Genomic DNA, 24265 nt, shown 5'->3' with positions numbered 1-24265 from the left:
AACGAAAATGCTTTACCTCTAGCTGAAATAAATCTGAACGGAACTGGAGCGACTATGAGCCCCGAAGACTTCGCCGCCCACCTGGCAGAGGCGCGCGCCTCCGGAACGATGGCCCCCGTCGATCTCGATCTCATCGTCGATCCGGGCGAGGCGGAGAGGGTGCTCGCCGCTGCCGGCACGGCCTATGGCGGGCGCGCGGTCGGTTACAAGATCGGCTGCACCAGCCCGCTGGCGTGCCAGATCGTCGGCGCCCCCGGCCCCTTCTTTGCCCCGATGGTCGACCGCGATCTCTTCCAGGACGGCGCGATCCTTCCCTGGAAACCGCAATACCGGGGGGTCGAATGCGAATTCGCCTTCCGCATGGCGCGCGCCTATCCGGCGCCCGGCGACAAGGTGGAGATGGAAGGCCTCCGGCGCGCCGTCGCTTCCTGCCATCTGGCTCTTGAGATGGTCGGCCGGCGCACGCAAGGGGAGGGGCTGCCGCGCTATCCCGGCCTCGTCGCCGATTTCGGCGCCCATTGCGCCTTCGTGCTGGGGCCTGAGATCCGCGGCTGGGCGGATCGCGACCTTGCCGGCGTCAGGGTGACGGGGCTGCTTGACGGCGAGGCCACCAACGAGGGCTCCGGCGCGGCGGTGATGGGCGGCCCGCTCAATGCGCTCTTATGGCTGGCGGAGGCCTTGGTGGAGCGCGGGCGAAGGCTTGAGGAGGGCGACTATGTCTCCACCGGCACCACCCTCGGCGTCGTCAAGGCGCAGAAGGGCACGACGGTCAGGAGCGTCTTTGAGGATATCGGTGAGGTGAGCCTCGTCTTCGCGGCCGCATGAGGCGGCAGGTCTTGCCGCTTATCGGCGATCAGCTCCAGCCGCCGCCATAGGTGCGATAGAAGATGTGGCGGCCGATGCGGTCGGTCTTCTTCATCGAGCGGGCCCAGCGCGGGCGCACATAGGTGGCGTGGTAATGGGTGGAATCGCCCACCTCTTCCGACCAGGCCTTGCCGTTGGTGACGTCCGCGGCGACCTTCTTGGCGCGCGCCCAGGCGGAGGCGGAGCGGATGCGGTCGCGCACGCCGTCGCAGGCGAAGGAGAACTGGCAGCGGTTGCGCCAGTTCTTGTTCTGGTAGACGACGCCGCAGATCGTGTTGGGATAGGTCGGGTTCTTCACCCGGTTGAGGACGACTTGGGCGACGGCGATCTGGCCGAGCTCCGATTCGCCGCGCGCCTCGAAATAGACGCCGCGCGCCAGGCAGGCCTGCTCTTTGTCCTCGTAGACGCTTTCCGGCAGCGGGTTCAGCATCCAGCTATGTCCTGCCTTGGCCGCCCCGCGCCCCTGCAGCCATTCGCGGAAGGAGGGCGAATCCTCCGGCTTGGCCCGCGGCCCGCCGGCCAGGTTGCCGACAGCCGGCGCCCCGCCGATCACCGCCTCGAAAGGCGCCTCGATGCCGCTTTCCGTCGGCGCATAGGCCACCAGCGTGGCGTTGGCGCCGGCCGGGTTGGCCCTTGCCAGCATGATGCCGTTGTCGCTGGAAACGGCTTCCTCGCGCATGAAGCGTGAATAGGCGACCATCAGCTCGGCCATGTCGCGCGAGGGCATGGTTCGCAGCGAGACCTTGGGCAGCTCTTTTTCCGCCTCGGAGGAGAAAAGGTCTTCCATGTTCCACAGCTGGCCGGCGGCCGGAAGCTTGTCGCTCTTGCGCGCGATCGGGCTGCGGGTCATCAGGAGGTCGCCCTTGCGGGCGCGATTGACGCGCTCGGCGACGGGCACTTCCTCCGGAGCGGGAACGGCGACCTTGGCGTCCAGCCCCGGGACCGGCACGGTCCTGGCGTCGGGCAGCCCGCCATTGGGCGTCAGCGCTGCCTGCTGGATATTGCCGATGGTCATCGCCTCGATATGGGTCTGCCAGCGCTGCTGCGGCTCGTGGCCGGAGACCATGGCGGCCGCATCCTGGTAGGCGATCGGTGTAGTGGCGGCCACCAGCGCGCAGAGGCCCAGAACACTTGCCGCGGATGCGGAACGCAAGGCTCTCGCGTCAGTCCGCCATACTGCCATCAACGTACCCCACTGCCGCGCAAAGCTTTCCCCTCGCGAGGATCGCCCGCGTTCAGCTCCCGTCCGATGGAAGCCACAAAACCAAATTGCGGTTTACAACCGGTTAAACCGGGCCTTTCGCCTTGCGGCGTCCGGCCCGTGCCCGACAGTGCCCCTTTGCCCCGAAGCTCCGCCTTGCGGCCTAACGCTATCGCGAGGGAATGGGGCGAGATGTTGACAAAGGTGTGATCGGATTCACACAGCCAAGACTTTACGCCGTCTCCGAGGACGCCGTGGTGCGGCCGATGACCGCCTGCGCGGCGGCCAGCCGCGCCACCGGCACGCGGTAGGGCGAGCAGGAGACATAGTCGAGGCCGGCCTGCTCGCAGAAGTGGATGGAGGCGGGATCGCCGCCATGCTCGCCGCAGATGCCGAGCTTGAGATCCGGCCGGCCGGCCCTTCCCTCATGCGCGGCGAGCCGGACCAGCGCGCCCACCCCGTCGGTGTCGATGCTGACGAACGGGTCCTTCTCCAGGATGCCGAGCTCCTGATAGCGCGTCAGGAAGGAGGCGGCGTCGTCGCGCGAGATGCCGAAGGTGGTCTGCGTCAGGTCGTTGGTGCCGAAGGAGAAGAAGGCCGCCTCGCCGGCGAGCTCGCGCGCCCGCAGCGCCGCCCGCGGCAACTCGATCATGGTGCCGACCGTATAGTCGATCTTCGGCGCCCCGGCTTCGTTGACGGCCGCGGCCGCCGCGTCGATCACCGCTTTGACGCGGTTGAACTCGCCGATCATGCCGACCAGCGGCACCATGATCTCCGGCGTCACCGGCTCGCCGGTCAGGCGGGCGGCCTGTTGCGCCGCCTCGATGATGGCGCGGGTCTGCATTTCCGGGATTTCCGGGTGCAGGAGCAGGAGCCGGCAGCCGCGGCTGCCGAGCATCGGATTGGCCTCCGTCAGCTCCAGGATGCGCTCGCCGAGCAAAGTCGCGTCGGTGCCCATCGCCGCCGCCACCTCGGCGATTTCGTGCTCGCCCTTGGGCAGGAATTCGTGCAGCGGCGGATCGAGGAGGCGGATCGTCACCGGCAGGCCGCGCATGGCCTGAAACAGCTCCAGAAAGTCCTTGCGCTGCAGCGGCAGCAGCTTGGCGAGCGCCTTGCGGCGGGCCTGGGTGTCCCCCGCCACGATCATCTCGCGCATGGCGACGATGCGGTCGTCCTGGAAGAAGGTGTGCTCGGTACGGCAGAGCCCGATGCCCTCGGCGCCGAAATCGCGCGCCGCGCGCGCATCCTCCGGCGTTTCGGCATTGGCGCGCACCTTCAGCCGGCGCGCCGCGTCGGCCCATTGCATCAGCGTGGCGAAATCGCCGGAGACCTCCGGCTGCAGCATCGCCACGCGCCCTTCCATCACCTCGCCGCTGGAGCCATCGATGGTGATGACATCGCCCTCGCCATAGGTCTTGCCGAGCACCGTCATGGTGCCGGCCTTGTGGTCGATCTTCAGCGCGCCGGCGCCGCTGACGCAGGGCTTGCCCATGCCGCGGGCGACGACGGCGGCGTGGCTGGTCATGCCGCCGCGCGAGGTCAGGATGCCGCGGGCGCAGGCCATGCCCTGGATGTCTTCCGGGCTCGTCTCCAGCCGCACCAGGATGACGGCATGGCCTTCCTTGGTGAGGATGTCGGCCTTGTCGGGCGTGAAGACGATCTCGCCGCTGGCCGCGCCCGGCGAGGCGGGCAGGCCCTTGGCGATCACCTTGCGCTCCGCCTTGGGGTCGAGCGTGGGATGCAATAGCTGGTCGAGCGAGGTGGGCTCGATGCGCATCACCGCCTCCTCGCGGCTGATCAGCCCCTCCTCGGCCATCGCGGTGGCGATTTTCAGCGCCGCCCGCGTCGTGCGCTTGCCGTTGCGGGTCTGCAGCATCCACAGCCGGCCGCGCTCGACGGTGAACTCCAGATCCTGCATGTCGCGGTAATGCCGCTCCAGCCGGTCGGAATGCGCCGCGAACTCGGCGAACTGCTCCGGCATCAGCGTCTCCAGCGAGGGCGCGTCGCTGCCGGCGGCGATGCGCGCCGCTTCCGTCAGATATTGCGGCGTGCGGATGCCGGCGACGACGTCCTCGCCCTGGGCGTTGACGAGGAATTCGCCGTAGAGCGCCTTCTCGCCGGTCGCCGGGTCGCGGGTGAAGGCGACGCCCGTCGCCGAGCTGTCGCCCATATTGCCGAAAACCATGGCCTGGACGTTGACGGCCGTCCCCCAGCTTTCGGGGATGTCGTGCAGGCTCCGGTAGGTGATGGCACGGGCGTTCATCCAGGAGGAGAAGACCGCGCCGATGGCGCCCCAGAGCTGGTCGCGCGGCGATTGCGGGAAGGGCGCCGCGTTGATCTCCTCCACCAGGGCCTTGAAGCGCGCGACGATCGTTTCCCAATCCTCGGCGCTGAGTTCGGTGTCGCTCGCCGCGCCGCGCGCCTCGCGCTCTTCCTCCAGGATGGCCTCGAACTCGTGATGGTCGACGCCGAGCACGACGTCGGAATACATCTGGATGAAGCGCCGGTAGGAATCGTAGGCGAAGCGCCGGTCGGCGCTCGCCGCCAGAGCCTCCACGGTCTCGTCGTTGAGGCCGAGATTGAGGACGGTATCCATCATCCCGGGCATGGAGGAGCGCGCCCCGGAGCGCACGGAGACGAGCAGCGGCGCCTCGCGGCTGCCGAAGCGCTTGCCCTGCAGCGCCTCGATCTTGGCGAGCGCCGTCTCCACCTCCTCGGTGAGCCCCTCGGGCAGCTTGCGGCCCTCGGCGTAGAAGTGGTTGCAGGCCTCTGTGGTGATCGTGAAGCCGGGCGGCACGGGCAGGCCGAGACTGGCCATCTCGGCGAGATTCGCGCCCTTGCCGCCGAGGAGTTCTCGCATCTCGCGCGAGCCTTCAGCCTCCCCGCCACCGAAGGAATACACCCATTTCGTCATCTTCTTCCCCGCAAGCGCCCGCGGCGGCTCCGCGCCATTGTCCGGCTTAACGGCTCAGCGTGCTTCAGACAATGACGCGGCGCCGAGAAGCGGGACGCCGCTGACGACGCGCCGCCCCTCACACATCGATGTCGAGGGCAAGGTCGAGGATCGGCGCCGAATGGGTGATGAAGCCGGCGGAAATATAATCGACGCCGGTCTCCGCGATGCCGGCAACGCTTGCAAGGCTCACCCCGCCGGAGGCCTCCAGCACCGCCCGTCCGGCATTGATGGCGACGGCCCGGCGCAGCGTTGCAAGGTCCATGTTGTCGAGAAGCACCACGTCGGGGCCGGCTTCCAGCGCCTCGCTGAGCTGCTCCAGCGTGTCGACCTCCACCTCCACCTTGACGAGATGGCCGGCATATTGCCTGGCGCGGCGCACCGCCTCGCCGACCCCGCCGGCGACGGCGATGTGGTTGTCCTTGATCAGGATGGCATCGTCGAGCCCGTAGCGGTGGTTGGAGCCGCCGCCGCATCTGACGGCGTATTTCTGCGCCGCCCGGAGGCCCGGATGCGTCTTGCGGGTGCAGGTGATTTTCGCCTTGGTATGGGCGATCGCATCGGCGAAGGCCGCCGTTGCCGTGGCGATGCCGGAAAGGTGGCAGAGGAAATTGAGCGCCGTGCGCTCGGCCGCAAGCAGCGCCCGTGCCTTGCCGGAGACGGCGGCGATATCGGCGCCGGCTTCCACCTTGTCGCCGTCGGCGCGAAAGGCCTGGAACGTCGCCGCCGGGTCCATGGTCAGGAAGGCTGCGCGCGCGAAGGCGAGGCCGGCGAGGCTGCCCGTCGCGCGGGCGCGCAGGACCGCGCGCGCCTGCCTGTCGGCAGGTATCGTCGCCGCCGAGGTGATGTCGCCGGCGCGGCCGAGATCTTCGCCGAGCGCGGCGCGCACCGCGCTTTCCACCAGAAAGTCCGCCAGCTCAGCCATGGCCGGCCTCAAGGCGCGCATCGTGATAGGCGGCGGTGATCGCCTTGGCGATGGCGTCGGCCTGCGGCAGGGTGAGGAAGCGTCGCCGCGCCTCGGCCGGGTCGGGATGCGGGAAGTCGGCGCGGAAATGCGCCCCCCGGCTTTCCTCGCGCCGCAGCGCCGCCACCGCGACGAGCTTGGCGGCGGCGAGCGAGTTGACGAGGCTCGGAAGGCGCGCCGCCGCCTGCATCTCGGCGATCTCTTCCAGCGCCCGCTCCAGCCCTTCCTGCGAGCGCACCACGCCGACCTCCTCCGCCATGAGGCGGCGCAGGCGCGTCAGAAGCACTTCTTCGCCGAGCTCGTCGGCATCGCCCTCCGGCGTCGACTGGCCCGACCAGCGCACGACCCGGTGGTTGGGCATCAGCCCCTGGACGTCCTCTGCGATGCGCGCGGCGAAGACGACGGCCTCCAGCAGCGAGTTGGAGGCGAGCCGGTTGGCGCCGTGGGCGCCGGTGGAGGCGACTTCGCCGCAAGCCCACAGCCCGTCGAGCGAGGTGCGGCCGAGCCCGTCCACATGTACCCCGCCCATATGGTAATGCGCCGCCGGGGCGATGGGGATGGGCGCTTCGCGCGGGTCGATGCCAGCCTCCATGCAGGCGGCGAAGACGGTCGGGAAGCGTTCGGGAAACTCCATCCCGACCGCCTCGCGGCAATCGAGGAAGGCGCCGCGGCCGGACATCTTCGCCGCATGCACGGCGCGCGCCACGATATCGCGCGGGGCGAGCTCGCCCGCCTCGTGCGTCTCGAACATGAAGCGCTCGCCGTGACGGTCGACGATCGCCGCGCCTTCCCCGCGCAGCGCCTCGGTAGCGAGCGGGGCCGGGTCGCGGCCGACATCGACGGCGGTCGGGTGGAACTGGACGAATTCCGCGTCGGCGATAAGCGCCCCGGCGCGCGCTGCCATGCCGAGGCCCTCGCCTCGCGCCTCCGGGGGGTTGGTGGTGACGGCGTAAAGATGGCCGATGCCGCCGGAGGCAAGGACGACGGCGCGCGTCGGCAAAAGGATGCGGGCGGAAAGCCCGCCCCGCCGGTCGCGGGCGATCAGCCCCGTCACATAGGTGCTTTCCGCCTTCAGCGTTTCGGCGACGAAGCCTTCCAGGACGCGGATGGAGGGCGTCTCGCGCACCGCCTCTATCAGCGCCTGCATGATCGCCGCGCCGGCCCGGTCGCCGCCGACGCGCACGATGCGGTGGCGCGAATGCGCCGCCTCGCGCGAGAGCTTCAATTGGCCGGCAAGGTCGCGGTCGAAGGGCACGCCATAGGAGAGAAGGTCGTGGATGCGCGCCGAGGCCTCTTCGGCCATGCCGCGGGCGATCGGCCCGTCGACGAGGCCGGCGCCGGCCGCGATGGTGTCGGCGAGATGGTCCTCCACGCTGTCTTCGGCGTCCATCGCCGCGGCGATGCCGCCCTGCGCCCAGCCGGAGGAGGCGCCCTCGCCGATCGGCGCGGCGGTGATGATGGTGACCGGCCGCGGCGCCAGCTTCAGGGCGCAGAAGAGGCCGGCGAGCCCGCCGCCGACGATGACCACGTCGTCGATGCCGGCCCAGGATTGCGGCGGAAAGGGGGAGGGGGTGAGGCTCAAGCCGGCCTTCGTTTCTTGTTGGGAGGAAGGGACCGGCCGAAGGCCGGCTCCGCCGGTTGCTGCCTCAGCTCTTCAAATGCACCATCCGCTCCACCGAGCGGCGGGCTTTCTCGGCGATCAGCGGATCGATGACGACCTCCTCGCTCATATAGACGAGGCTGTCGAGGATCTTCGGCAGCTGGATGCGCTTCATATGCGGGCACAGGTTGCAGGGCCGCACGAAATCGATGCCCGGCGCCTCGCCGGCGACGTTGTCGGCCATGGAGCATTCCGTCACCATCAGCACCTTTTCCGGGTGCTCGTCATGCACCCATTTGATCATCTTCGCCGTGGAGCCGGTGAAGTCGGCCTCGGCGAGAACGTCCGGCGGGCATTCCGGATGGGCGATGATGCGGATATTGGGATCGGCCTGGCGATAGGCGCGAAGTTCCTCGCCGGTGAAGCGCTCGTGCACCTCGCAGGCCCCGTGCCAGGTGATGATCTTCACATCCGTCTGCGTGGCGACCCATTTCGCCAGATACTGGTCCGGCAGGAGGATGACGGTGTCGGCGCCAAGGCTTTCCACCACCTCCACGGCGTTGGAGGAGGTGCAGCAGATATCGACCTCCGCCTTCACCTCCGCCGAGGTGTTGACATAGGCGACGATGGGCACGCCCGGATGCGCCTCGCGCAAAAGCCGCACATCGGCCCCGGTGATGGAGGCGGCGAGCGAGCAGCCGGCGCCGCTGTCGGGGATGAGGACGGTCTTGTCCGGGCAGAGGATTTTGGAGGTCTCGGCCATGAAGTGCACGCCGCACTGGACGATGATTTCCGCCTTTGACTTCGCCGCTTCCTGGGCGAGTTGCAGCGAGTCGCCGACGATATCGGCGACGCCCCAGAAGATTTCCGGCGTCTGGTAATTATGGGCGAGGATAATGGCGCCCCGTTCCGCCTTGAGCCGGTTGATGTGGAAGACGTAGGGCGCGTGCACCGGCCATTCGATGGCCGGGATGACGTGGCGGACCTTTTCGTAAATCGGCGCCGTCGCCTCGGCGATCTCGGGCGTATAGGCAAGGTCGGGATAGGGCTTGACGCCGAAGCGCGCCGCGGCCCCGCCGAGCGGGCGCGCCTCCTCGCTCCCGATCGCGGCCATCGCCGCCTGATGCTGAGCCATACTCGCCCCTCCCGTCTGTACCTTATACTCAAATTGAGCATAAGCTGGGCCAAACAAAACCCGGCAAAGCCGGTTGCTGTTCAAATAGGCGCAGGCGCGGCTTTGCGCAAGGCGTATGTCGCCGGCCTGTCACGCACGGCGTGCGCTCTTGGTGTCGCAGGCGGCGGCGCCGCGCGCCGTCTTCCTCCTTTCGCCGCCCGCGCCTTGATCCCCGCCGCCTGATTTATCCCCGCCGTCTCTCGGCCCCGCACACTTCGCTCCACCAGGCGAGGTGAGGCGAGATGCTGAAGGTCCACCCGGAGCTTTTGGATTTGCGTGCCGAGATGGCCGCCGCGCGGCTCTTTCTCGCCGCGCAAAAGGCCGGCGAGCGCGCCCGCGAGGAAGGCTTTCGCGCGCATGGCCTTGTCGGAGCGGCGCGGCTTCGCGCCCGCTTTCGCGCCCGGCTGAACGCGGCGATCCATCTCAACGCCGCCATGCTGGCCGCCGCCCTGCCGGATTTCCTCGGCCGCAGGCTCCGCCCCGCGGACCTTGCCGATGTCGGTGCCGAGCGCGAGGCGGCTCTAGCCGAATGGGAACGGCGGCTTCTGGCCATCGCCGCGCGCCTTGCCGGCGAGCCGGAGCGGCTTCAGGAGGCGCGCCGTCTCATGGAGGAGGCGCTGCTGCGCCGCTTTTCCGGGCAGATCAACGCGCTGCGCCAGCAGGCGCTCGGCATCGACCGCTATGTCTGGCGCTCGCGCGACGACGACAAGGTCCGCCCGCTCCACGCCCGCCACGACGACAAGATCTTCGCCTGGGACGAGCCGCCGGAGGAGGGCCATCCGGGCGAGGCCTATAACTGCCGCTGCTGGGCCGAGCCCTATGTGGAGGAGGAGGCGCCGCAAGAGCCTCCCGACACCGGCATCGGCCACCATCTGCGCCTTGCCGGGGCCACCGCGGACGGCGTTGTCGAGGCGGCGCGCGACTTCGCCCTCGATGCGCTGGGCGCCATTCCGGAGCAGCTTCCGCGCATCCTCGTCTTGCCGGAGCTGGCCCGCCTCCTTGGCGAGTATGGGCTCCCAGCCTCCCGCTACGGCTACCTCCTGGGCAGGGAGATTCTGGGCGAGCTTGCCGGCGGCGAGCGCGCCGAGCTCGACGCTTTTCACGATGCGATCCGCGGGCGCGCCGCCGCCATCATCGCCTTCTTCCAGGACGCTCCGGAGCTGGCGCGGGCGCTCGGCGCCTACTTCCTCGCCCTGCAGCGGCGCCCGGCCCTGTTGGGCGGGGCCTACCGCCAGGGGCTCGCCAGCGAAGAAGAGCTGCGCGCGGCGCATCGCGAGCGCGCCTATGTCGACACGCTCATCCTCCTCAACGCCGCGCCGTGGCTTTTCCCCTCGCGCATCCTTTGGCGGGCCGGGCGCGGGGACGATGCCGGCGACGCGAAGAAGACCAAGGAGGAGCTTGAGGAGCTTGCCGCCGAGCTCCGCCGCGACCCGGCCGATGTCGATTGGCCGGTTATCGACAATCCCGGCATCGTCTGGGGCCGCGGCATCAAGGCACAGGGCATTCCCTGGGAGGATGCTCTGGAAGCTACGGGCGAATTTGGCCGGCGGCTTCCGGCCAACTTCAAGACGATCGATTTCTTTGAGCCTGCGACAGGAATGGCGACAAGCGCCAAGACGCTCGATACGCGTGCATTGGGGTATGCAACGCACCCGACCCGCGTCTATGGAGTCGTCAAGCGATACGTTGATGAGATTGCCAGGTTCCGTGGAAACATAGTCTCAACTCGCCACCTGACGCAAGGTAAGATCGCGTCGAGAAAGATCGAACTAGCCGTTCCCGAAGACACAGCCAAAGATCGAGTTATTCAACTCAGGCGTGCGTTGCGATATGCTGAAGGCCTTGGCGTGGAACTCAGAGTGAGCTTCATCAATGAGCCGTGAACGAGCCATCGAGCAGCTGCGAGCGCGAATCCGTCGCGAAAGGAGGTTCGAGCCCAAGCCCCCGCCGCCTGAGGAATGGCAAAGCGCCGATGTTACCGCATATCGCTTCTTTACGAAGGTCCTGTCCCAGGCGGTGTATCGTTCCGCGCATCCCGACCCCAAAGGCTATAATCGGGTCCATCCGGCAAAGATGACCGATGTGGATCTCGGCCGCGAGGCGCGGGCCGCTCTTGCGGCAAGCCGCTTCATCACGCCGGATCATCCGGAATGGGACAGCCTCATGCGATTTGGGACGGACGCGGAACTCCGTGCCGAAGAAGCGCGTGAAAAGACGCTTGCGGGCGTCAAGACGCGTAAGGCGCTTTATGAAGGGGCGGGCTCCGTCAGCCTTAGTCTTCAAGACGGCCGCATTGAACTCGCGCCTTGGCGCTATGCCGGCCGCGGCGGATGGGAAGGCATTCCGGGCATTCAGCCGACCGTCCTGCCAGAAAGCGTTTCCGATGCGGAACTCGGCGCGGCGATCAACGCGGCGCTGGAGAAAAGCCGCAATGCCTGAGGGCAACGGCCTTGCCGGGTCGCGGCGGGGCGCCGCCGGGTCGGGCACGCTCTGGCGCCGGCTGCGCGCCTGGCTGGGAGAGCGGCGAGAGGAGGACCAGTCAGCCTCCCATCTGAGCGCCGCCGAGGCGAGCCGTGAACGAGCCATCGAGCAAATTCGTGCTCGCGTGTTGCGGGAAAGAAGGTTCGAAGATGAGCCGCCGCCACCAGTGCCGCATAAAGAAGCGACGATATTGGCGTATCGGGCTTTCACGCGCATCCTCTCACACGCGGTCTATGGCTCGGCACATGCCGACCCGAGGGGATATGATGAGCGTCATCCGTCCAAGATGCTCAATGCTGATCTTGGCCGCGAGGCGCGGGCCGCTCTTGCGGCAAGCCGCTTCATCACGCCAGAGCATCCCGAGTGGGAGCGCCTTATGCGATTTCGGACGGACGAAGAGTTCCGTGCCGCTGAGGCGCGCGAAATGGCTCATGCCGGCGTCAAGACGCGTAAGGCGCTTTATCAAGGGGCGGGCTCCGTCAGCCTTAGTCTTCAAGACGGCCGCATTGAACTCGCTCCTTGGCGTTATGCCGGCCGCGGGGCCTGGGAAGGCATTCCGGGCATTCAGTCGACGATCCTGCCCGAAAGCGTTTCCGACGCGGAACTCGGCGCGGCGATCAACGCGGCGCTGGAGAAAAGCCGCAATGCCTGAGGGCAACGGCCTTGCCGGGTCGCGGCGGGGCGGTGCCGGGTCGGGCACGCTCTGGCGCCGGCTGCGCGCCTGGCTGGGAGAGCAGCGAGAGGAGGACCAGCCGGCCTCCCATCTGAGCGCCGCCGAGGCGAGCCGTGAACGAGCCATCGAGCAGCTGCGAGCGCGAATCCGTCGCGAAAGGAGGTTCGAGCCTAAGCCGCCGCCGCCTAGGCAGCGCAAACAAGCCCAAGTTCGTGGGTATCGCTTCTTTACGAGGATCCTGTCCCAGGCGGTGTATCGCTCGGCGCATCCCGATCCCGCCGGGTACAACAACGTTTTTCGCCCTCAAATGACCGACGTCGATCTTGGACGCGAGGCGCGGGCCGCTCTTGCGGCAAGCCGCTTCATCGCTCCGGATCACCCGGAATGGGACAGCGTGATTAGGTTTCCAACCGATGATGAAATCCAAGCCTTCGAGGCGCGTGAAAAGGCGCTTGCGGGCGTCAAGACGCAGAAGGCCCTTTATGGAGGGGCGGGGCTTGTCGCGCTGGAGCTGCAAGACGGTGCTCTGGAAGTGGACGCATTGCGTTATGCCGGCCGCGGCGGATGGGAAGGCATTCCGGGCATTCAGCCGACCGTCCTGCCAGAAAGCGTTTCCGACGCGGAGCTCGGCGCGGCGATCAACGCGGCGCTGGAGAAAAGCCGCAATGCCTGAGGGCCTGCGCTGCTCTTGCGGCGCGATGAGCGCCGCCGTCTGACCTCTCTGCGCTTCCCCCGCCCCGCCCGGCGGCCGATCTCTCAGCCGCCGATCTTGGAGAAATCGGCGACCTTGTGCATCGCCACGCGGATGCGCGACAGGAGCTTCAGCCGGTTGGCGCGCAGCGCCGCATCCTCCGCGTTCACCGTCACATGGTCGAAGAAGGCGTCGACCGCCGGGCGCAACTCGGCGAGCTGCGCCATGGCGCCGGCAAAGTCCTCCTCGCCAAGATGCGCGGCGACATGGGCTTCCACGCTCTCGATGACGGCGAGAAGCCGGCGCTCCTCCTCCTGGCCGCTCTGATGGATGAGCGCGTGGTCGGGCTCGCCTTCATGGCTGATGCCGTCCTTCTTCTCCTCCGCGCGCAGGATGTTGGCGGCGCGGCGATAGGAGGTGAGGAGGTTCTGCCCGTCCTCTGAATCGAGGAATTGCCCCAGCGCCGCGACGCGGCGGACGATCACCAAGAGGTCGTCCTGCGCAGGGCCTAGCGGCTTGCTCCTTTCCTCCCCCTTGAGGGGGGAGGTCGCGCCGCCAGGCGCGGGAGGGAGTGAGGCGGCAGACTCGGCGCTCTTGGCTCCATCCCACCCCGGGGCTTCGCCCCGACCCTCCCCTTGCAGGGGAGGGTCGGGGTTTGCTGCCTGACCGAGTGCAAAAACGGCGTCGATGAGGTCGTGGCGCGCGCCCTCCTCGCGCAGATGGACTTTGAGGCGGTCGGCGAAGAAGGCGAGGAGGTCGGCCGCCACCTCGTGGGCGCCGGATGCGGCGGGGGCCGCCTTCAGGGCATCCGCGAAAAGCGGCTTTAGCGACAGCCTCAGCTCGTTCTCCAGGACGATGCGGATGACGCCGAGCGCCGCCCTTCTGAGCGCATAAGGGTCCTTGGAGCCGGTGGGCTTTTCGCCGATGGCCCAGAAGCCGGTCAAGGTGTCGAGCTTGTCGGCGAGCGCGACGGCGATGGCGACCGGCTCGCTGGGCACGGCCTCGCCCGGCCCCTGCGGCTTGTAATGGTCGCGGATGGCGTCGGCGACATGCCCGCTCTCGCCCTGGGCCCTGGCGTAGTAGCGGCCCATCACCCCTTGCAGCTCGGGAAACTCGCCGACCATGCCGGTCGGAAGGTCGGCCTTGGCAAGGCGTGCCGCGCGCTCCGCCGCCTCGTGGCGGGCGCCGAGGAGCGGGGCGAGCGCGCTGGCGAGCCTGGCGATGCGGTCAACGCGCTGCGCCTGCGTGCCGAGCTTGTCGTGGAAGGTGACGGCGGAAAGCTTCTTGCCCCATTCCTCCAGGGGCGTCGCCAGATCCTGCTCGTAGAAGAAGCGCGCATCGGCAAGCCGCGCCGCGATCACCCGCTCGTTGCCGGCGACGATCTCTTTGCCGCCGTCGCTGGCCTCAAGGTTGGCGACGAGCAGGAAGCGGCTGGTCAGGGCGTCGTTCGCAGCGTCCTTCAGCACGAAGCATTTCTGGTTCTGGCGGATGGTGAGGCGGATCACTTCCTGCGGGATGTCGAGAAAGCCCTTGTCGAAGGCGCCCATCAGAACGACCGGCCATTCCACCAACCCGGCCACCTCTTCCAGAAGGCCCTTGTCCTCCACCACCTCCAGGCCCTGCGCGAAGGCGAGGTTCTTCGCTTCCGTGGCGATGATGTTCTGCCGGCGCTCCGCATCCAGCACCACCTTCGCCGCTTCCAGCTTGGCGACGTAGTCGTCGAAGCGGCGCACGGTGATCGGCTCCGGCGCCATGAAGCGATGGCCGAAGGTGAGGTTGGAGGAGACAAGATCGCCGATGGCGACCTCGATCACCTCAGGGTCCTCCGTCTCCGGGCCGAAGCTGCACAGGATGGAACGCAGCGGCCGCACCCAGCGCAGCGAGGCGGTGCCCTCTGCGCCCGGCGCCGCGAAGCGGGAATCGGTCGGCGCGGAAGCGGCGCCCCAGCGCATCGATTTCGGCCAGGGAAAGCCGCGGATCACCTTCGGCAGAAGCTCGGCGATGATCTCCTCGGCGGCCCGGCCGGGCTTTTCGATGGTGGCGAGGTAGAAATCGCCCTTCTTGGGGTCGCTTTCGATCCGCGCCTCCTCGATGGAGGAGAGCCCGGCGGCGCGCAGAAAGCCTTCCACCGCCTTTTCCGGCGCGCCGACGCGCGGGCCGCGGCGTTCCTCGCGAAGATCGGCGGAGCGGGCGGTGACGCCCTGCACCGTCAGGGCCAGCCGCCGCGGCGTGGCGAAGCCCTTGGCGCCCTCATAGGTGAGACCGGCCTCCACGAGCCCGTCGGTGACCAGGCGTTTCAGGTCCTCCGCCGCGCGCGCCTGCATGCGCGCGGGGATTTCCTCCGAGAAGAGCTCGATGAGAAGTTCGGGCATGGCGGGCTCTACTCCTCGCTCGCTCTCGTGCCGCGGGCCTCGGGAGAGGAGAAACTGATATCGACGACGTCCAGATACTGCCCGGAGGCGTCCTCGGCGGCGTTGAAGACGGCGCGCAGCACCATGTTGTGGCCGCTGACGTAATCCTTGAAGCGCTCGATCATGCGCTGCAGCGCCCCCTCGTCGAGCGGCACGGTGATGCGGCCCGCTTCTGCCGACAGGGAGAGCTCCAGCCGTTCGTTGGCCTCGCGCTTGATCAGCGAAAGGCGCGCCGGCCTCCTATGCGCCCGCTCGTCGGCGCCCCGCCAGGCAAGCTCGCCGGTGGCGTAGGCCGCCTCGCTCTCCATCCGGCCGGAGCGGTTGAAGCGGAAACTTGCCGTCCAGCTCTCGGCGGTGAAGACCATCGGCACGCGCTTGGCCGCTTGCGGGGGAGGGGGGCTCGGCGCGCCACTGTCCTCGTAGGGCATATCGGCCATCTCAGGCGCCTCCCGCCTCGGTCATCAGCCAGGCCTCGCCGCAGGCGATGGCAAGGCCGCGCACCCTTAGGATGTAGTTCTGCCGCTCCGTCGGCGAGATGACGCCGCGCGCATCGAGCAGGTTGAAGATGTGGCTCGCCTTGATGCACTGGTCGTAGGCGGGCAGCACCATGCGGTGCGGGCCGCCGTCGCGCTCCGCTTCGGCCCGGCCGGTCGCCAGCAGCGCCTGGCATTCCGCCTCCGCGTCCTGGAAGTGGCGCAGCAGCCGTTCGGTATTGGCGTGCTCGAAATTGTGCCGCGAATATTCGCGCTCCGCCTGCAGGAAGACCTCGCCGTAGCTCACCTTCTCGGCGCCCTCGCGGCCGTTGAAGTTGAGGTCGAAGACGTTGTCGACGCCCTGCACATACATGGCGAGCCGCTCCAGCCCGTAGGTCAGCTCGCCCGCGACAGGGGCGCAGTCGAAGCCGCAGACCTGCTGGAAATAGGTGAATTGCGAGACTTCCATCCCGTCGCACCAGCACTCCCAGCCGAGCCCCCAGGCACCGAGCGTCGGGCTTTCCCAATCGTCCTCCACGAAGCGGATATCGTGGATGGCGGCGTCGATGCCGATGGCCTCCAAAGAGCCGAGATAGAGCTCCTGAAGGTCGGGCGGCGAGGGCTTCAGGATCACCTGGAACTGGTAGTAATGCTGCAGGCGGTTCGGGTTCTCGCCGTAGCGTCCGTCGGTCGGCCGGCGCGAGGGCTGCATATAGGCCGCGTTCCAGGGGCGCGGCCCGAGGGCGCGCAGCGTCGTCGCCGGATGGAAGGTGCCGGCGCCAACTTCCATGTCGTAGGGCTGCAGGATGACGCAGCCCCGTTCGGCCCAGTATCGCTGCAGCGTGAGAATGAGGCCCTGGAAGGAGCGCCTCGGGCTCATATGCTCCAAAGCGGCGGTCTCTCTGATCGACTTGATCTCGCGGGATCGGCGCACCGTGGCGCCGCGCAAGCTGCCTGCCACGGCGGCGGCAAGCGGTCAAGCGCCGGCCTTTTCGGCTTTGGGCCCGCTCCAATGAACCTTTCCGCGCCCGCCCGGCACCTACGGGCCAAGGCGAGGGAGCCGAAAGGAGCGACGACGATGATGAGAAAGCTCATGACGCTGGCGGTCTTGGCCGCGATCCTTCTAGGCGGTGCCACGATCGCCGCCGCCCAGGGACAGGGCAATGGCGGCGGCGGCCGCGGCGGCGGTGGCCCCGGTAACGACGGCGGCAGCTTCGCGCGTCTCAATATCGGCCCGCTCACCCATGTGCGCCCGCGGCCGAACCGCCCGAACAGGCCGAACCGGCGCATCCGCCGGGTGAAGCAGGGCGAGGATTGCAGCTGCCGCGTGCGCCGGCTCTTCGTCAACGGCCGCATGCAGACGGTGCTCGACTGCTACCATCTCACCAGGGTGAACGGCGTCGTTAAGGCGAATGTCTGCGCCCGCTGAGCCGAGGGCGATTTTCCGGGGCGGGCCTGCCGCAAGCGGGCCCGCTCTTGCGTTTGGCTCAGCCGGCGAGCGCGGCGCGGACCCACCACTCGGGATGGGCCTCCGCCAGCGCCTCCGCGGCCGTCTCGGCCGTTTGCGCGTCGTCGTAGATGCCGAAGCAGGTGGAGCCGGAGCCCGACATGCGCACCATCAGCGCCGGCGTCTGCGCCAGTGCCTGAAGCGCCTGCTCGATCGCCGGTTCAGTCGCGATGGCCGCGTCCTGCAGGTCGTTGCGGGTGGCGCCGAGATAGGCGGTGACGGCCGCCGGATCGGCGAGGCGCTCCGGCACGGGCGGCACCGGATCGCCATCGTGGCGGCATAGGGCGGCGAACACCTTGGCCGTGGAGACCGGCCGGCCCGGCCAGACGAGGACGACGGGCAAGGCCGGCAGGAAGGGCAAAAGGGAGATCTCCTCGCCTATTCCCCTCGCTCTGAGGGCGCTGGCGAAAAGCCCCATCGGCACGTCGGCGCCGAGGCCGGCGCCGATCTCCACCAGGCTCTTCATGTCGAGGCGGCAATGCCACAAATCGTTGAGCGCCAGCAGCGTCGCGGCGGCATCGCACGAGCCGCCGCCGATCCCCGCGCCCGCCGGCAGCTCCTTGTCGAGGAAAATATCGGCGCCACGGATGGGACGGTCGGGGCAGCGCTCGGCGAGCGCCCGTGCCGCCCGCAGAACGAGATTGTCGGGCCCGCGCGGGATTTCGGCGCCGAAGCGCCCGGTGACGTGCAGGCTCAGCTCGTCCGCCGAGACGAAGCGAAGCGCGTCGCCCATCCCCTCGCCGAGCCCGGTGAACACGGCCAGCGTGTCGAGAAGGTGGTAGCCGTCCGCCCTCCGCCCGGTGACATGCAGGGCGAGATTGATCTTGGCGCAGGCCTGGCGGGCGACGGCCTCGCTCGCTGGCCTCAAAGCTCGCCCGGGATCTTCAGGCGCATGCCCGGTCGCAGCGCGTTGGCGTTGGAGAGGATATCGCGGTTGGCTTCCAGGATGGCGAGATAGGCAGGCCCGTTGCCGAAAAGGCGGTTGGCGATCTCCCACAAGGAATCGCCCGGCCGCACCACATAGGTCTCCTCGCGCTCGCTGATGCCGGCATGGCGGGCGTCGTCGGTATGCCGGAAGCTGGAATCCTTCTCGCCTTCCGGCTTGACGTCGACGCGCGGCGCCGTCTCCACCAGCGCTTCGGCGGCGATCTTGCGATTGATCACCTCAAGCTCGGGAAGCTTGGCGCCGAGGTCGCGCGCATGGCGCCACTGGAACTGCGCCTCCAGCTTGCGCCCGGTCTTCCAGTAGGCGTCGCCCAGATGGTCGTTGATGACCGGATCGGAGGGCTGCAGCGCCACGGCCTGCTCCAGCTCCTCCACCGCTTCCTCGTAGCGGCCGAGCCGGTAATAGGCCCAGCCGAGACTGTCGACGATGAAGCCGTCATTGGGCCTCAGCTCCACCGCCTTTTTGATCATCTCCAGCGCTTCTTCCAGGTGCATGCCCATATCGACCCAGGAATAGCCGAGATAATTAAGGACCAGCGGCTGGTCCGGATAGAGCTCCAGCGCCGTCTTGAAGTCCGCTTCCGCCTTCGGCCATTGCTTGGAGCGCTCATAGGCGATGCCGCGGAAATAGAAGAGCGTCCAGTCGTTGCGGGCCGGCTCCTCCACCTTGGCGATCGCCTGGCTGTAGATCTCCGCCGCCGCTTCGTATTTCTCGCGCCCGCGCTGCATGTTGCCGTAGGCGACATAGGCCTGGATGTCTTCCGGATTGCGCCGGATGGCCTCCTCGAAGGCGTTGCGCGCCTGCTCGACGCGATCCTCCCGGTCCAAGACGATCGCCGAGCGCAGCGTGCCGAGCGGACGGAAGGGAGCGTTCTTCGGGATGGCCTGCAAGACGGCGATGGCCTGGTCGCCGAGCCCGTTGACGTCGAAGAGATTGCCCAGCGACAGGGCGGCAAGTCCGCCCCCCGAGGCAGGATCGAGATGAAGCGCCAGCCGCAGATAGACGGCCGCCAGCTCGAACCCGCCTTCCTGGCCGATGGCGGCGCCGATGCCGGAGAAGGCCTCCGCGGCGCCCTCTTGCGGGCCGTTGATGGCCTGGCGGACCTCGCCGCCGGCGGCGATCTCCTCGATCGTCTGCGCCGCCAGCGCGTTGTCCGGGAAGCGCTCCAGGAATTCCTCCAGGACTTCCTGCGCCTTGTCGCGCTCGCCGTTGCGCGCCAGCTGGCGGGCATAGGCCTCCACGATCCGCACCGCCCCCTCGTCGCGCTCGAAGGCCTTGCCGAATTTGGCGAGCGCGGCCTCCTTGTCGCCGAGGAGGTTGGCGATGAAGCCGCCATGCAAGAGTTTGAACGGCTCGTACCAGGTCTCGCCTTCCAGCGCCTCGATGGTGGCGAGCGCCGTCTCGCCCTCGCCGACGGCGTATTGCGACCAGGCGGTCAGAAGCCCGGAGGTGAGCGCGGCAAGGGCGCCGTTATCGGTCTCCCGCAGACGTTCCAGCGCCTCCCGGTAGCGCTCGCGGCGAATGAGATCGGTGACCAGGATGAAGCTGGCGATCTGGCTGTCGGAGGCCTGTTTGACGAGGTCGCGGGCGAGCGGCAGGGCGGTGCGGATATCGCCCTCCGCGGTGGTCAGCACGACCGCTCGTTCCAGCCACAGAGGATTGCTCGGATCGCTCTGGTAGGCCTTGCGATAGAAGCGCGCGCCGCGAACGATGTCCTTGCTGTCGTCTGCCGCCCGCGCTGCCAGGAGCGTGCCGGCGAAGCTGGAAAGGTCGATCCGGTCGTCGCCATCGGCGGTCTTGGCGAAAGCTGCGCCGCCGGCACCGGCACCGGCGCTGGCGAGGGCGAGCGTGGCGATAAGCAGGCCGGCGCCCACCCTGTGCCGGAAAGAATGCCTGGTGCTTGAAAGCCTCATCTGGGAGCTCCCATCTCGGCTCGTTACGGCCCGATCGGCCCAAGCCTTAGGTCAATGGCGTTCTGGCGGATGCGCCGAACGCCCCGTTCCCCCACATTTGAGCTTGAAAACCGCGTACCTTCAATGGACGCGTGCGACACAAAATTCAACCGCTCCCAGAAGCGCCGCCTTCTCTTCGCTTTCCGGCACCGGGGCCAGCGCGTCGCGTGCCATGGCGCCGTAATGCTTGGCGCGGTCGACCGTATCGGCGAGCGCGCCGGTTTTTTCGAGGATCTGGAGCGCGTGCTGCAGCTCGGTGTCGGAGGTTTCGCCCTCCACCAGCGCCCGGCGCCAGAATTCGCGGTCCTCCGGCGTGCCGCGCCTGTAGGAGAGCACCACCGGCAGGGTCAGCTTGCCCTCGCGGAAATCGTCGCCGACATTCTTGCCGAGGGCGGGCGTGGCGCCGCCATAATCGAGCGCGTCGTCGACGAGCTGGAAGGCGATGCCGAGATTGGCGCCGAAGGAGCGGAAGGCGGCCCGCGTCGCCCGGTCGGCGCCGGCGACGATCGGCCCGACCTCGGCCGCCGCCTGGAACAGCGCCGCCGTCTTGGAGCGGATCACCTGCAGATATTCGTCCTCGGTGGTTTCCGTGTTCTTCGCCGTGCCGAGCTGCATCACCTCGCCTTCGGCAATGGTGGCCGAGGCGTCCGACAGCACCCGCAGCGAATCGATGGAGCCGACATCGACCATCATCTTGAAGGCCTGGCCGAGCAGGAAGTCGCCGACCAGCACCGTCTCCTTGTTGCCCCATAGCAGGCGCGCCGTGCGCTTGCCGCGGCGCGTATTGCTCTCATCCACCACGTCGTCGTGGAAAAGGGTTGCCGTATGCATGAACTCCACCGCGGCGGCGAGGCGGACATGGCCGTCGCCCTCGTAGCCGCAGGCCTGCGCGCAGGCGACCGTCAGCATCGGGCGCATGCGTTTGCCGCCGCTATCGACGAGATAGCGCGCCACTTCCGGTATCAAAGTGACTTGCGAGCCGGTGCGCTCTAGGATGAGCCGGTTCACGGCCTCCATGCCAGCGCGAGTGGATTCCACCAGCGGCTCGAGCGAGGCTCCGCCCGACTTCCGCTCCTCAAGCGACAGGATAACGCCCAATTGAGAACTCCTTGCTGGAACGAAGGTTAGAGCGGATACCGCACGGCGGAAAGAGACAGATTCGCGCGCAATGCGCCGGCTGCTCCATGGAAAGCTGGCGTCAGGGCGCCGTGTCTACGCCCAAAGGGTGACAGGATGGAAGAGCTGATCCGCACCAATGACCTTGCGCTGATCTCGTTCGTGGAGGCGCTGCTGAAGGAATCTGGAGTCCACTATGCGGTGGCCGACGTCAATATGAGCATCATGGAAGGCTCGCTTGGCATATTGCCGCGCCGGGTTCTGGTGGAGGCGAATGATAGCGGCAGGGCGGAGCGTATTCTGGCGGAGGCGGGGCTTGGCGAGGAGCTCTCGGCCCGCCGCCGCGGCTGAGCCGCTTTCATGAGCCGTCCGCGGCAGCCTGCGACCCACGGTTTTCTCGGCGGAAGGGTGGAGCTGGTGCGCCCGGCTTCCGGTCATCGGCCGGGCCTCGACGCGGCGCTTCTCCAGGCGGGCGTGCCGGCGGGCGCGCGCGGCCTGGCGGTCGAGTTCGGCTGCGGCACCGGCGCCGTCGCCCTGTCGCTCGCCGCCCGCTGCCCCGAGCTTTCGCTCCTCGGCCTCGATCTCGACGAGATGGCGATCGCCGAGGCAGAGGCCGCCAGGGGCCTTGCCGCCAATGCCGCCTTCGCCGGCCGGGTCCGCTTCCTGCGCGCCGATGTCACGGATGCGGCGCTGGCGGAAAGGCTCGCCCCGGAAAGGCCGAGCCTCGTCCTCGCCAATCCGCCCTTTTATCTTCACGAAACCGCGAGCCCCTCGCCGGATGCGCGCCGGCGCCTTGCCCATCAGGCGAAGAGGGAACCGCTCCGCGATTGGATCGCCGCCGCCGCCCGGCTCCTGAGGAAAGGCGGCCGCCTTGTCCTCATCCACCGCGCCGACCGGCTCGCCGACATTCTTCGCCATCTCGCACCCCGCTTCGGCGGCGTGGCGGTCCTGCCCTTCCATCCGCGTGAAGGCGAAGCGGCGAGCCGCGTTCTCGTCGCCGCCAGCCTTGCCGGCAGGGCACCTCTGAAGCTTCTTGCCGGCCGCGTCCTGCACCTGCCGGACGGCGGCTGGACGGCGGAGATCGACGAGGTGCTGCGCGGGCGGGCCGATTTCGCGCTTGTCTAGAAACGCAGGCTTCGCCCCTGGTCAAACCGCCCGGCCGCGCCCATCTTGCGCCTGACCAACCCAGGAGATCTGCCGAGCCCCATGCCCGACAGTTTCAAGAAATATCTGCCCTCCGCCTGGCAGGGCCATCCGGTCGTTCCGGTCGTGCGCCTTTCCGGCACCATCGGCCGCGTCAGCCGCTTCCGTCCCGGCCTGTCGCTCGGCTCCGTCGCCGGGCCTTTGAAGAAGGCCTTCGCCATCAAGAGCGCCAAGGCGGTGGCGCTCGTCGTCGATTCGCCCGGCGGCGCGCCGGTCCAGTCGCATCTCATCTACAAGCGCATCCGCGCCCTGGCCGAGGAGAAGGAGAAGCACGTCATCGTCTTCGTGGAGGATGTCTGCGCCTCTGGCGGTTACATGATCGCCTGCGCCGGCGATGAGATCATCTGCGATCCGGCCTCCATCGTCGGCTCCATCGGCGTCGTCTCCGCCGGCTTCGGCTTCGTGGACGCCATCCACAAGCTCGGCATCGAGCGCCGCGTCTACACGTCCGGCGAATCCAAGGTGATCCTCGATCCTTTCCAGCCGGAGAAGGCGGAGGACGTGGCGCGGCTCAAAGCCATCCAGGAGGAGGTGCACGAGCTCTTCATCGACCTGGTGCGCGCGCGCCGCGGCGCCGTCCTCGCCGAGGACCCGGAGATCTTCTCCGGCGCCTTCTGGTCTGGCAAGCGCGCGGTCTCGCTCGGCCTTGCCGACCGTCTCGGCGACATGCGCCAGGTGCTGCGCGAGAAATACGGCGACAAGGTGCGCCTGAAGCTGATCGGCGGCGAGCGCGGCCTCTTCGGCCTGCGCTCCGGCAGGGTCGGTCACGGCCTCGCCGCGGCGGCCGGCGAGGGCTTTTGGCAGGCCCTCGAAGAGCGTAGTCTGCGACAGCGTTTCGGAGGCTAGGATGCCCCAGCTCGTTTTCCTCGGTCTTCTCGCCGTCGGCGGCTATGTCGCCTGGAAGGCGCTGAAGAAGGAGATGGCCCGCGTCGACAACAAGGTGCGCGAGGCGGAAAAGGTGCGCGCGGAGGATCGCGGCGAGACCCTGGAGCTCGACCGGGCGACGGGCCGCTACCGGCCGCGCGAGCGCGAGTAGGGGCCATGGCGGCGCCGGCGACGAAGACCGAGACGCGCGGCGCCGGCCTCTGGACGGCCGACCAGTTTGTGGAATTCTACATGGGCCGGCCGGACGAGGAGCGCTGGCAGCTTGTGGACGGTCTCGCCATGATGATGGTTCCCCCCGATGTGGATCACCACAAGATCAGCAAGCGCTTCGCTCGCCTCCTGGACGATGCTCTGGAAACGAGCCACCCCGGCTGGGAAGCCTTCGAGGAAATGGGGGTGCGGATACCTGGCGTGGACGACTTCAATCCCGAGCCCGATGTCGTGGTCGTGCCGGTTGACAGGATTTCGGGCCGCTACGCCACGATCTTCTACCTGGCAGCGGAAGTCGTCTCGCCGTCCAACACCGCCGAGATGATCGCACGCAACATCGAGCTCTATCAGCGCCACCCCGACAACCTCTATTGCCTCACCATCGATCAGGATGAGGTCCGCGTGCGCGCCTGGGCGCGAGAGGAGGACTGGACGATGCGCGAGCTCACTTCGCTCGAAGATATCCTCCGCCTTCCGGCGTTCGGGTTTGAGGCGAGGGTGGCCGATATCTATCGCGGCACGAAGCTGACGGACTGAGGTTCCTTCCGCGAGTGGGACGCCCCCCGTCAGCTATGCTCGGCGCGGGGCGCCAGAGTATCGCTCTCCGCCAGCCCGATTTCTGACGTTCGTGAAAAGTTGACTGTTAAGAAGCCGTCTGGAGCGCGGTTTTGGGGCCAATGGCTTTGGCAAAGGCCTCCAGGATGAGGCGCAAGAGAAGCCTCAGCCAGCGGAGGATGAGGCGGAAGTTGTAGCCGGCGGCGGTGAGGACGGCATTGGCGTGGTCGCCGTGGCGTCCCTTGAGGAAGTTGCGGCCCATGTGGCCGTCGGTCTTGAGGTGTCCGATAACGGCCTCGATGGCGGATCGTCTTCTGAGCTCCTTCTTGATGGCCCCGAACACGCCCCGCTTCTGCCCGGAGCGGAAGACGCCGAGCGGCCTTGGCGCATCGTGGCCGCGGTAGCC

The 24265-nt window shown here is 68.1% G+C and carries 22 protein-coding genes and 1 pseudogene; 11 read left to right on the top strand and 12 right to left on the bottom strand.

Annotated features, from left to right (window positions below; all coding sequences use genetic code 11):
* Positions 1 to 54 precede the first annotated feature (54 nt).
* Positions 55 to 825, top strand: a complete 771-nt coding sequence (locus Q331_RS0113655) for a 2-keto-4-pentenoate hydratase (RefSeq protein ID WP_026381144.1) — start codon at positions 55 to 57, stop codon at positions 823 to 825.
* A 28-nt stretch (positions 826 to 853) separates the two neighbouring features.
* Here the strand turns inward: Q331_RS0113655 and Q331_RS23105 are convergent, their stop codons facing one another.
* From Q331_RS23105 to nadA, 5 genes are all read right to left on the bottom strand, one after another.
* Entirely contained in the window at positions 854 to 2017 is a 1164-nt protein-coding gene (locus Q331_RS23105) for a cell wall hydrolase (protein ID WP_245615652.1), read from the bottom strand.
* A gap of 280 nt (positions 2018 to 2297) precedes the next feature.
* Positions 2298 to 4979 (bottom strand): pyruvate, phosphate dikinase, encoded by a 2682-nt coding sequence (ppdK, locus tag Q331_RS0113645; protein ID WP_026381143.1) that lies wholly within the window; start codon positions 4977 to 4979, stop codon positions 2298 to 2300.
* Between the two features lie 118 nt (positions 4980 to 5097).
* On the bottom strand, positions 5098 to 5964 hold the full coding sequence (gene nadC, locus Q331_RS0113640; protein ID WP_034492252.1) for a carboxylating nicotinate-nucleotide diphosphorylase: 867 nt from the start codon (positions 5962 to 5964) through the stop codon (positions 5098 to 5100).
* Positions 5936 to 7564, bottom strand: a complete 1629-nt coding sequence (locus tag Q331_RS0113635) for an L-aspartate oxidase (protein WP_026381141.1) — start codon at positions 7562 to 7564, stop codon at positions 5936 to 5938. Before Q331_RS0113635 ends, nadC begins: the two co-directional genes overlap by 29 nt.
* 64 nt (positions 7565 to 7628) lie before the next feature.
* On the bottom strand, positions 7629 to 8717 hold the full coding sequence (gene nadA / locus Q331_RS0113630) for a quinolinate synthase NadA (RefSeq protein ID WP_084175059.1): 1089 nt from the start codon (positions 8715 to 8717) through the stop codon (positions 7629 to 7631).
* Between the two features lie 281 nt (positions 8718 to 8998).
* On the opposite strand from nadA, the gene Q331_RS0113625 reads away from it, so the two are divergent.
* From Q331_RS0113625 to Q331_RS23470, 4 genes are read left to right on the top strand one after another with little or no spacing between them, the layout of a single operon-like run.
* Entirely contained in the window at positions 8999 to 10639 is a 1641-nt protein-coding gene (locus Q331_RS0113625; protein WP_026381139.1) for an endonuclease toxin domain-containing protein, read from the top strand.
* The gene (locus Q331_RS21655) at positions 10629 to 11195 is read left to right on the top strand and encodes a contact-dependent growth inhibition system immunity protein (protein WP_034492213.1); all 567 of its coding nucleotides are present in this window, start codon (positions 10629 to 10631) and stop codon (positions 11193 to 11195) included. Before Q331_RS0113625 ends, Q331_RS21655 begins: the two co-directional genes overlap by 11 nt.
* On the top strand, positions 11188 to 11889 hold the full coding sequence (locus Q331_RS23475) for a contact-dependent growth inhibition system immunity protein (RefSeq protein WP_169738512.1): 702 nt from the start codon (positions 11188 to 11190) through the stop codon (positions 11887 to 11889). The genes Q331_RS21655 and Q331_RS23475 overlap by 8 nt, the downstream gene beginning before the upstream one ends.
* Entirely contained in the window at positions 11882 to 12583 is a 702-nt protein-coding gene (locus Q331_RS23470) for a contact-dependent growth inhibition system immunity protein (protein WP_169738511.1), read from the top strand. The genes Q331_RS23475 and Q331_RS23470 overlap by 8 nt, the downstream gene beginning before the upstream one ends.
* Positions 12584 to 12666: 83 nt before the next feature.
* Here Q331_RS23470 and glyS read toward each other — a convergent pair whose 3' ends face one another.
* From glyS to Q331_RS0113595, 3 genes are read right to left on the bottom strand one after another with little or no spacing between them, the layout of a single operon-like run.
* Positions 12667 to 14973, bottom strand: coding sequence for a glycine--tRNA ligase subunit beta (glyS, locus tag Q331_RS0113605; RefSeq protein ID WP_026381135.1), 2307 nt, complete (start codon positions 14971 to 14973; stop codon positions 12667 to 12669).
* 8 nt (positions 14974 to 14981) lie between these two features.
* A complete protein-coding gene (locus tag Q331_RS0113600) occupies positions 14982 to 15449 on the bottom strand; it encodes a hypothetical protein (protein ID WP_026381134.1) in 468 nt (155 codons plus the stop codon).
* A gap of 1 nt (position 15450) precedes the next feature.
* Positions 15451 to 16365, bottom strand: a complete 915-nt coding sequence (locus Q331_RS0113595) for a glycine--tRNA ligase subunit alpha (protein ID WP_034492249.1) — start codon at positions 16363 to 16365, stop codon at positions 15451 to 15453.
* Positions 16366 to 16563: 198 nt separating this feature from the next.
* Here Q331_RS0113595 and Q331_RS0113590 point away from each other — a divergent pair, with 198 nt between their 5' ends.
* Positions 16564 to 16914, top strand: a complete 351-nt coding sequence (locus tag Q331_RS0113590; RefSeq protein WP_034492208.1) for a hypothetical protein — start codon at positions 16564 to 16566, stop codon at positions 16912 to 16914.
* Positions 16915 to 16972: 58 nt separating this feature from the next.
* On the opposite strand, the gene Q331_RS0113585 is transcribed toward Q331_RS0113590, so the two are convergent.
* The 3 genes from Q331_RS0113585 to Q331_RS0113570 all read right to left on the bottom strand — a co-directional run bounded on the left by Q331_RS0113585 (position 16973) and on the right by Q331_RS0113570 (position 20988).
* Positions 16973 to 17860, bottom strand: a complete 888-nt coding sequence (locus tag Q331_RS0113585; protein ID WP_026381131.1) for a 4-(cytidine 5'-diphospho)-2-C-methyl-D-erythritol kinase — start codon at positions 17858 to 17860, stop codon at positions 16973 to 16975.
* Positions 17857 to 19851, bottom strand: coding sequence for a tetratricopeptide repeat protein (locus Q331_RS21645; protein WP_051631161.1), 1995 nt, complete (start codon positions 19849 to 19851; stop codon positions 17857 to 17859). The genes Q331_RS0113585 and Q331_RS21645 overlap by 4 nt, the downstream gene beginning before the upstream one ends.
* 120 nt (positions 19852 to 19971) lie before the next feature.
* Positions 19972 to 20988, bottom strand: coding sequence for a polyprenyl synthetase family protein (locus tag Q331_RS0113570; RefSeq protein WP_026381130.1), 1017 nt, complete (start codon positions 20986 to 20988; stop codon positions 19972 to 19974).
* 135 nt (positions 20989 to 21123) lie between these two features.
* On the opposite strand from Q331_RS0113570, the gene Q331_RS0113565 reads away from it, so the two are divergent.
* The 5 genes from Q331_RS0113565 to Q331_RS21635 all read left to right on the top strand — a co-directional run bounded on the left by Q331_RS0113565 (position 21124) and on the right by Q331_RS21635 (position 23841).
* Complete coding sequence (locus Q331_RS0113565; protein ID WP_026381129.1) at positions 21124 to 21357, top strand: putative signal transducing protein; 234 nt, start codon at positions 21124 to 21126, stop codon at positions 21355 to 21357.
* 9 nt (positions 21358 to 21366) lie between these two features.
* Complete coding sequence (locus tag Q331_RS21640; protein WP_034492204.1) at positions 21367 to 22131, top strand: tRNA1(Val) (adenine(37)-N6)-methyltransferase; 765 nt, start codon at positions 21367 to 21369, stop codon at positions 22129 to 22131.
* An 81-nt stretch (positions 22132 to 22212) separates the two neighbouring features.
* Positions 22213 to 23055 carry a S49 family peptidase gene (locus Q331_RS0113555; protein ID WP_026381128.1) on the top strand — a complete coding sequence of 281 codons (843 nt, stop codon included), beginning with the start codon at positions 22213 to 22215 and terminating at the stop codon, positions 23053 to 23055.
* 1 nt (position 23056) lies between these two features.
* The gene (locus tag Q331_RS0113550; RefSeq protein WP_026381127.1) at positions 23057 to 23245 is read left to right on the top strand and encodes a hypothetical protein; all 189 of its coding nucleotides are present in this window, start codon (positions 23057 to 23059) and stop codon (positions 23243 to 23245) included.
* A gap of 5 nt (positions 23246 to 23250) precedes the next feature.
* The gene (locus Q331_RS21635) at positions 23251 to 23841 is read left to right on the top strand and encodes a Uma2 family endonuclease (protein WP_051631160.1); all 591 of its coding nucleotides are present in this window, start codon (positions 23251 to 23253) and stop codon (positions 23839 to 23841) included.
* Positions 23842 to 23947: 106 nt separating this feature from the next.
* Here Q331_RS21635 and Q331_RS23940 read toward each other — a convergent pair.
* Positions 23948 to 24265: pseudogene (locus Q331_RS23940) on the bottom strand (IS5/IS1182 family transposase); the annotation flags it as partial.

Source organism: Afifella pfennigii DSM 17143, assembly GCF_000688515.1.
GTDB classification, from domain to species: Bacteria; Pseudomonadota; Alphaproteobacteria; order Rhizobiales; family Afifellaceae; genus Afifella; species Afifella pfennigii.
Note: the sequence above shows the minus strand (reverse complement) of the source record. Positions and strands in the feature narration are given on the sequence as shown.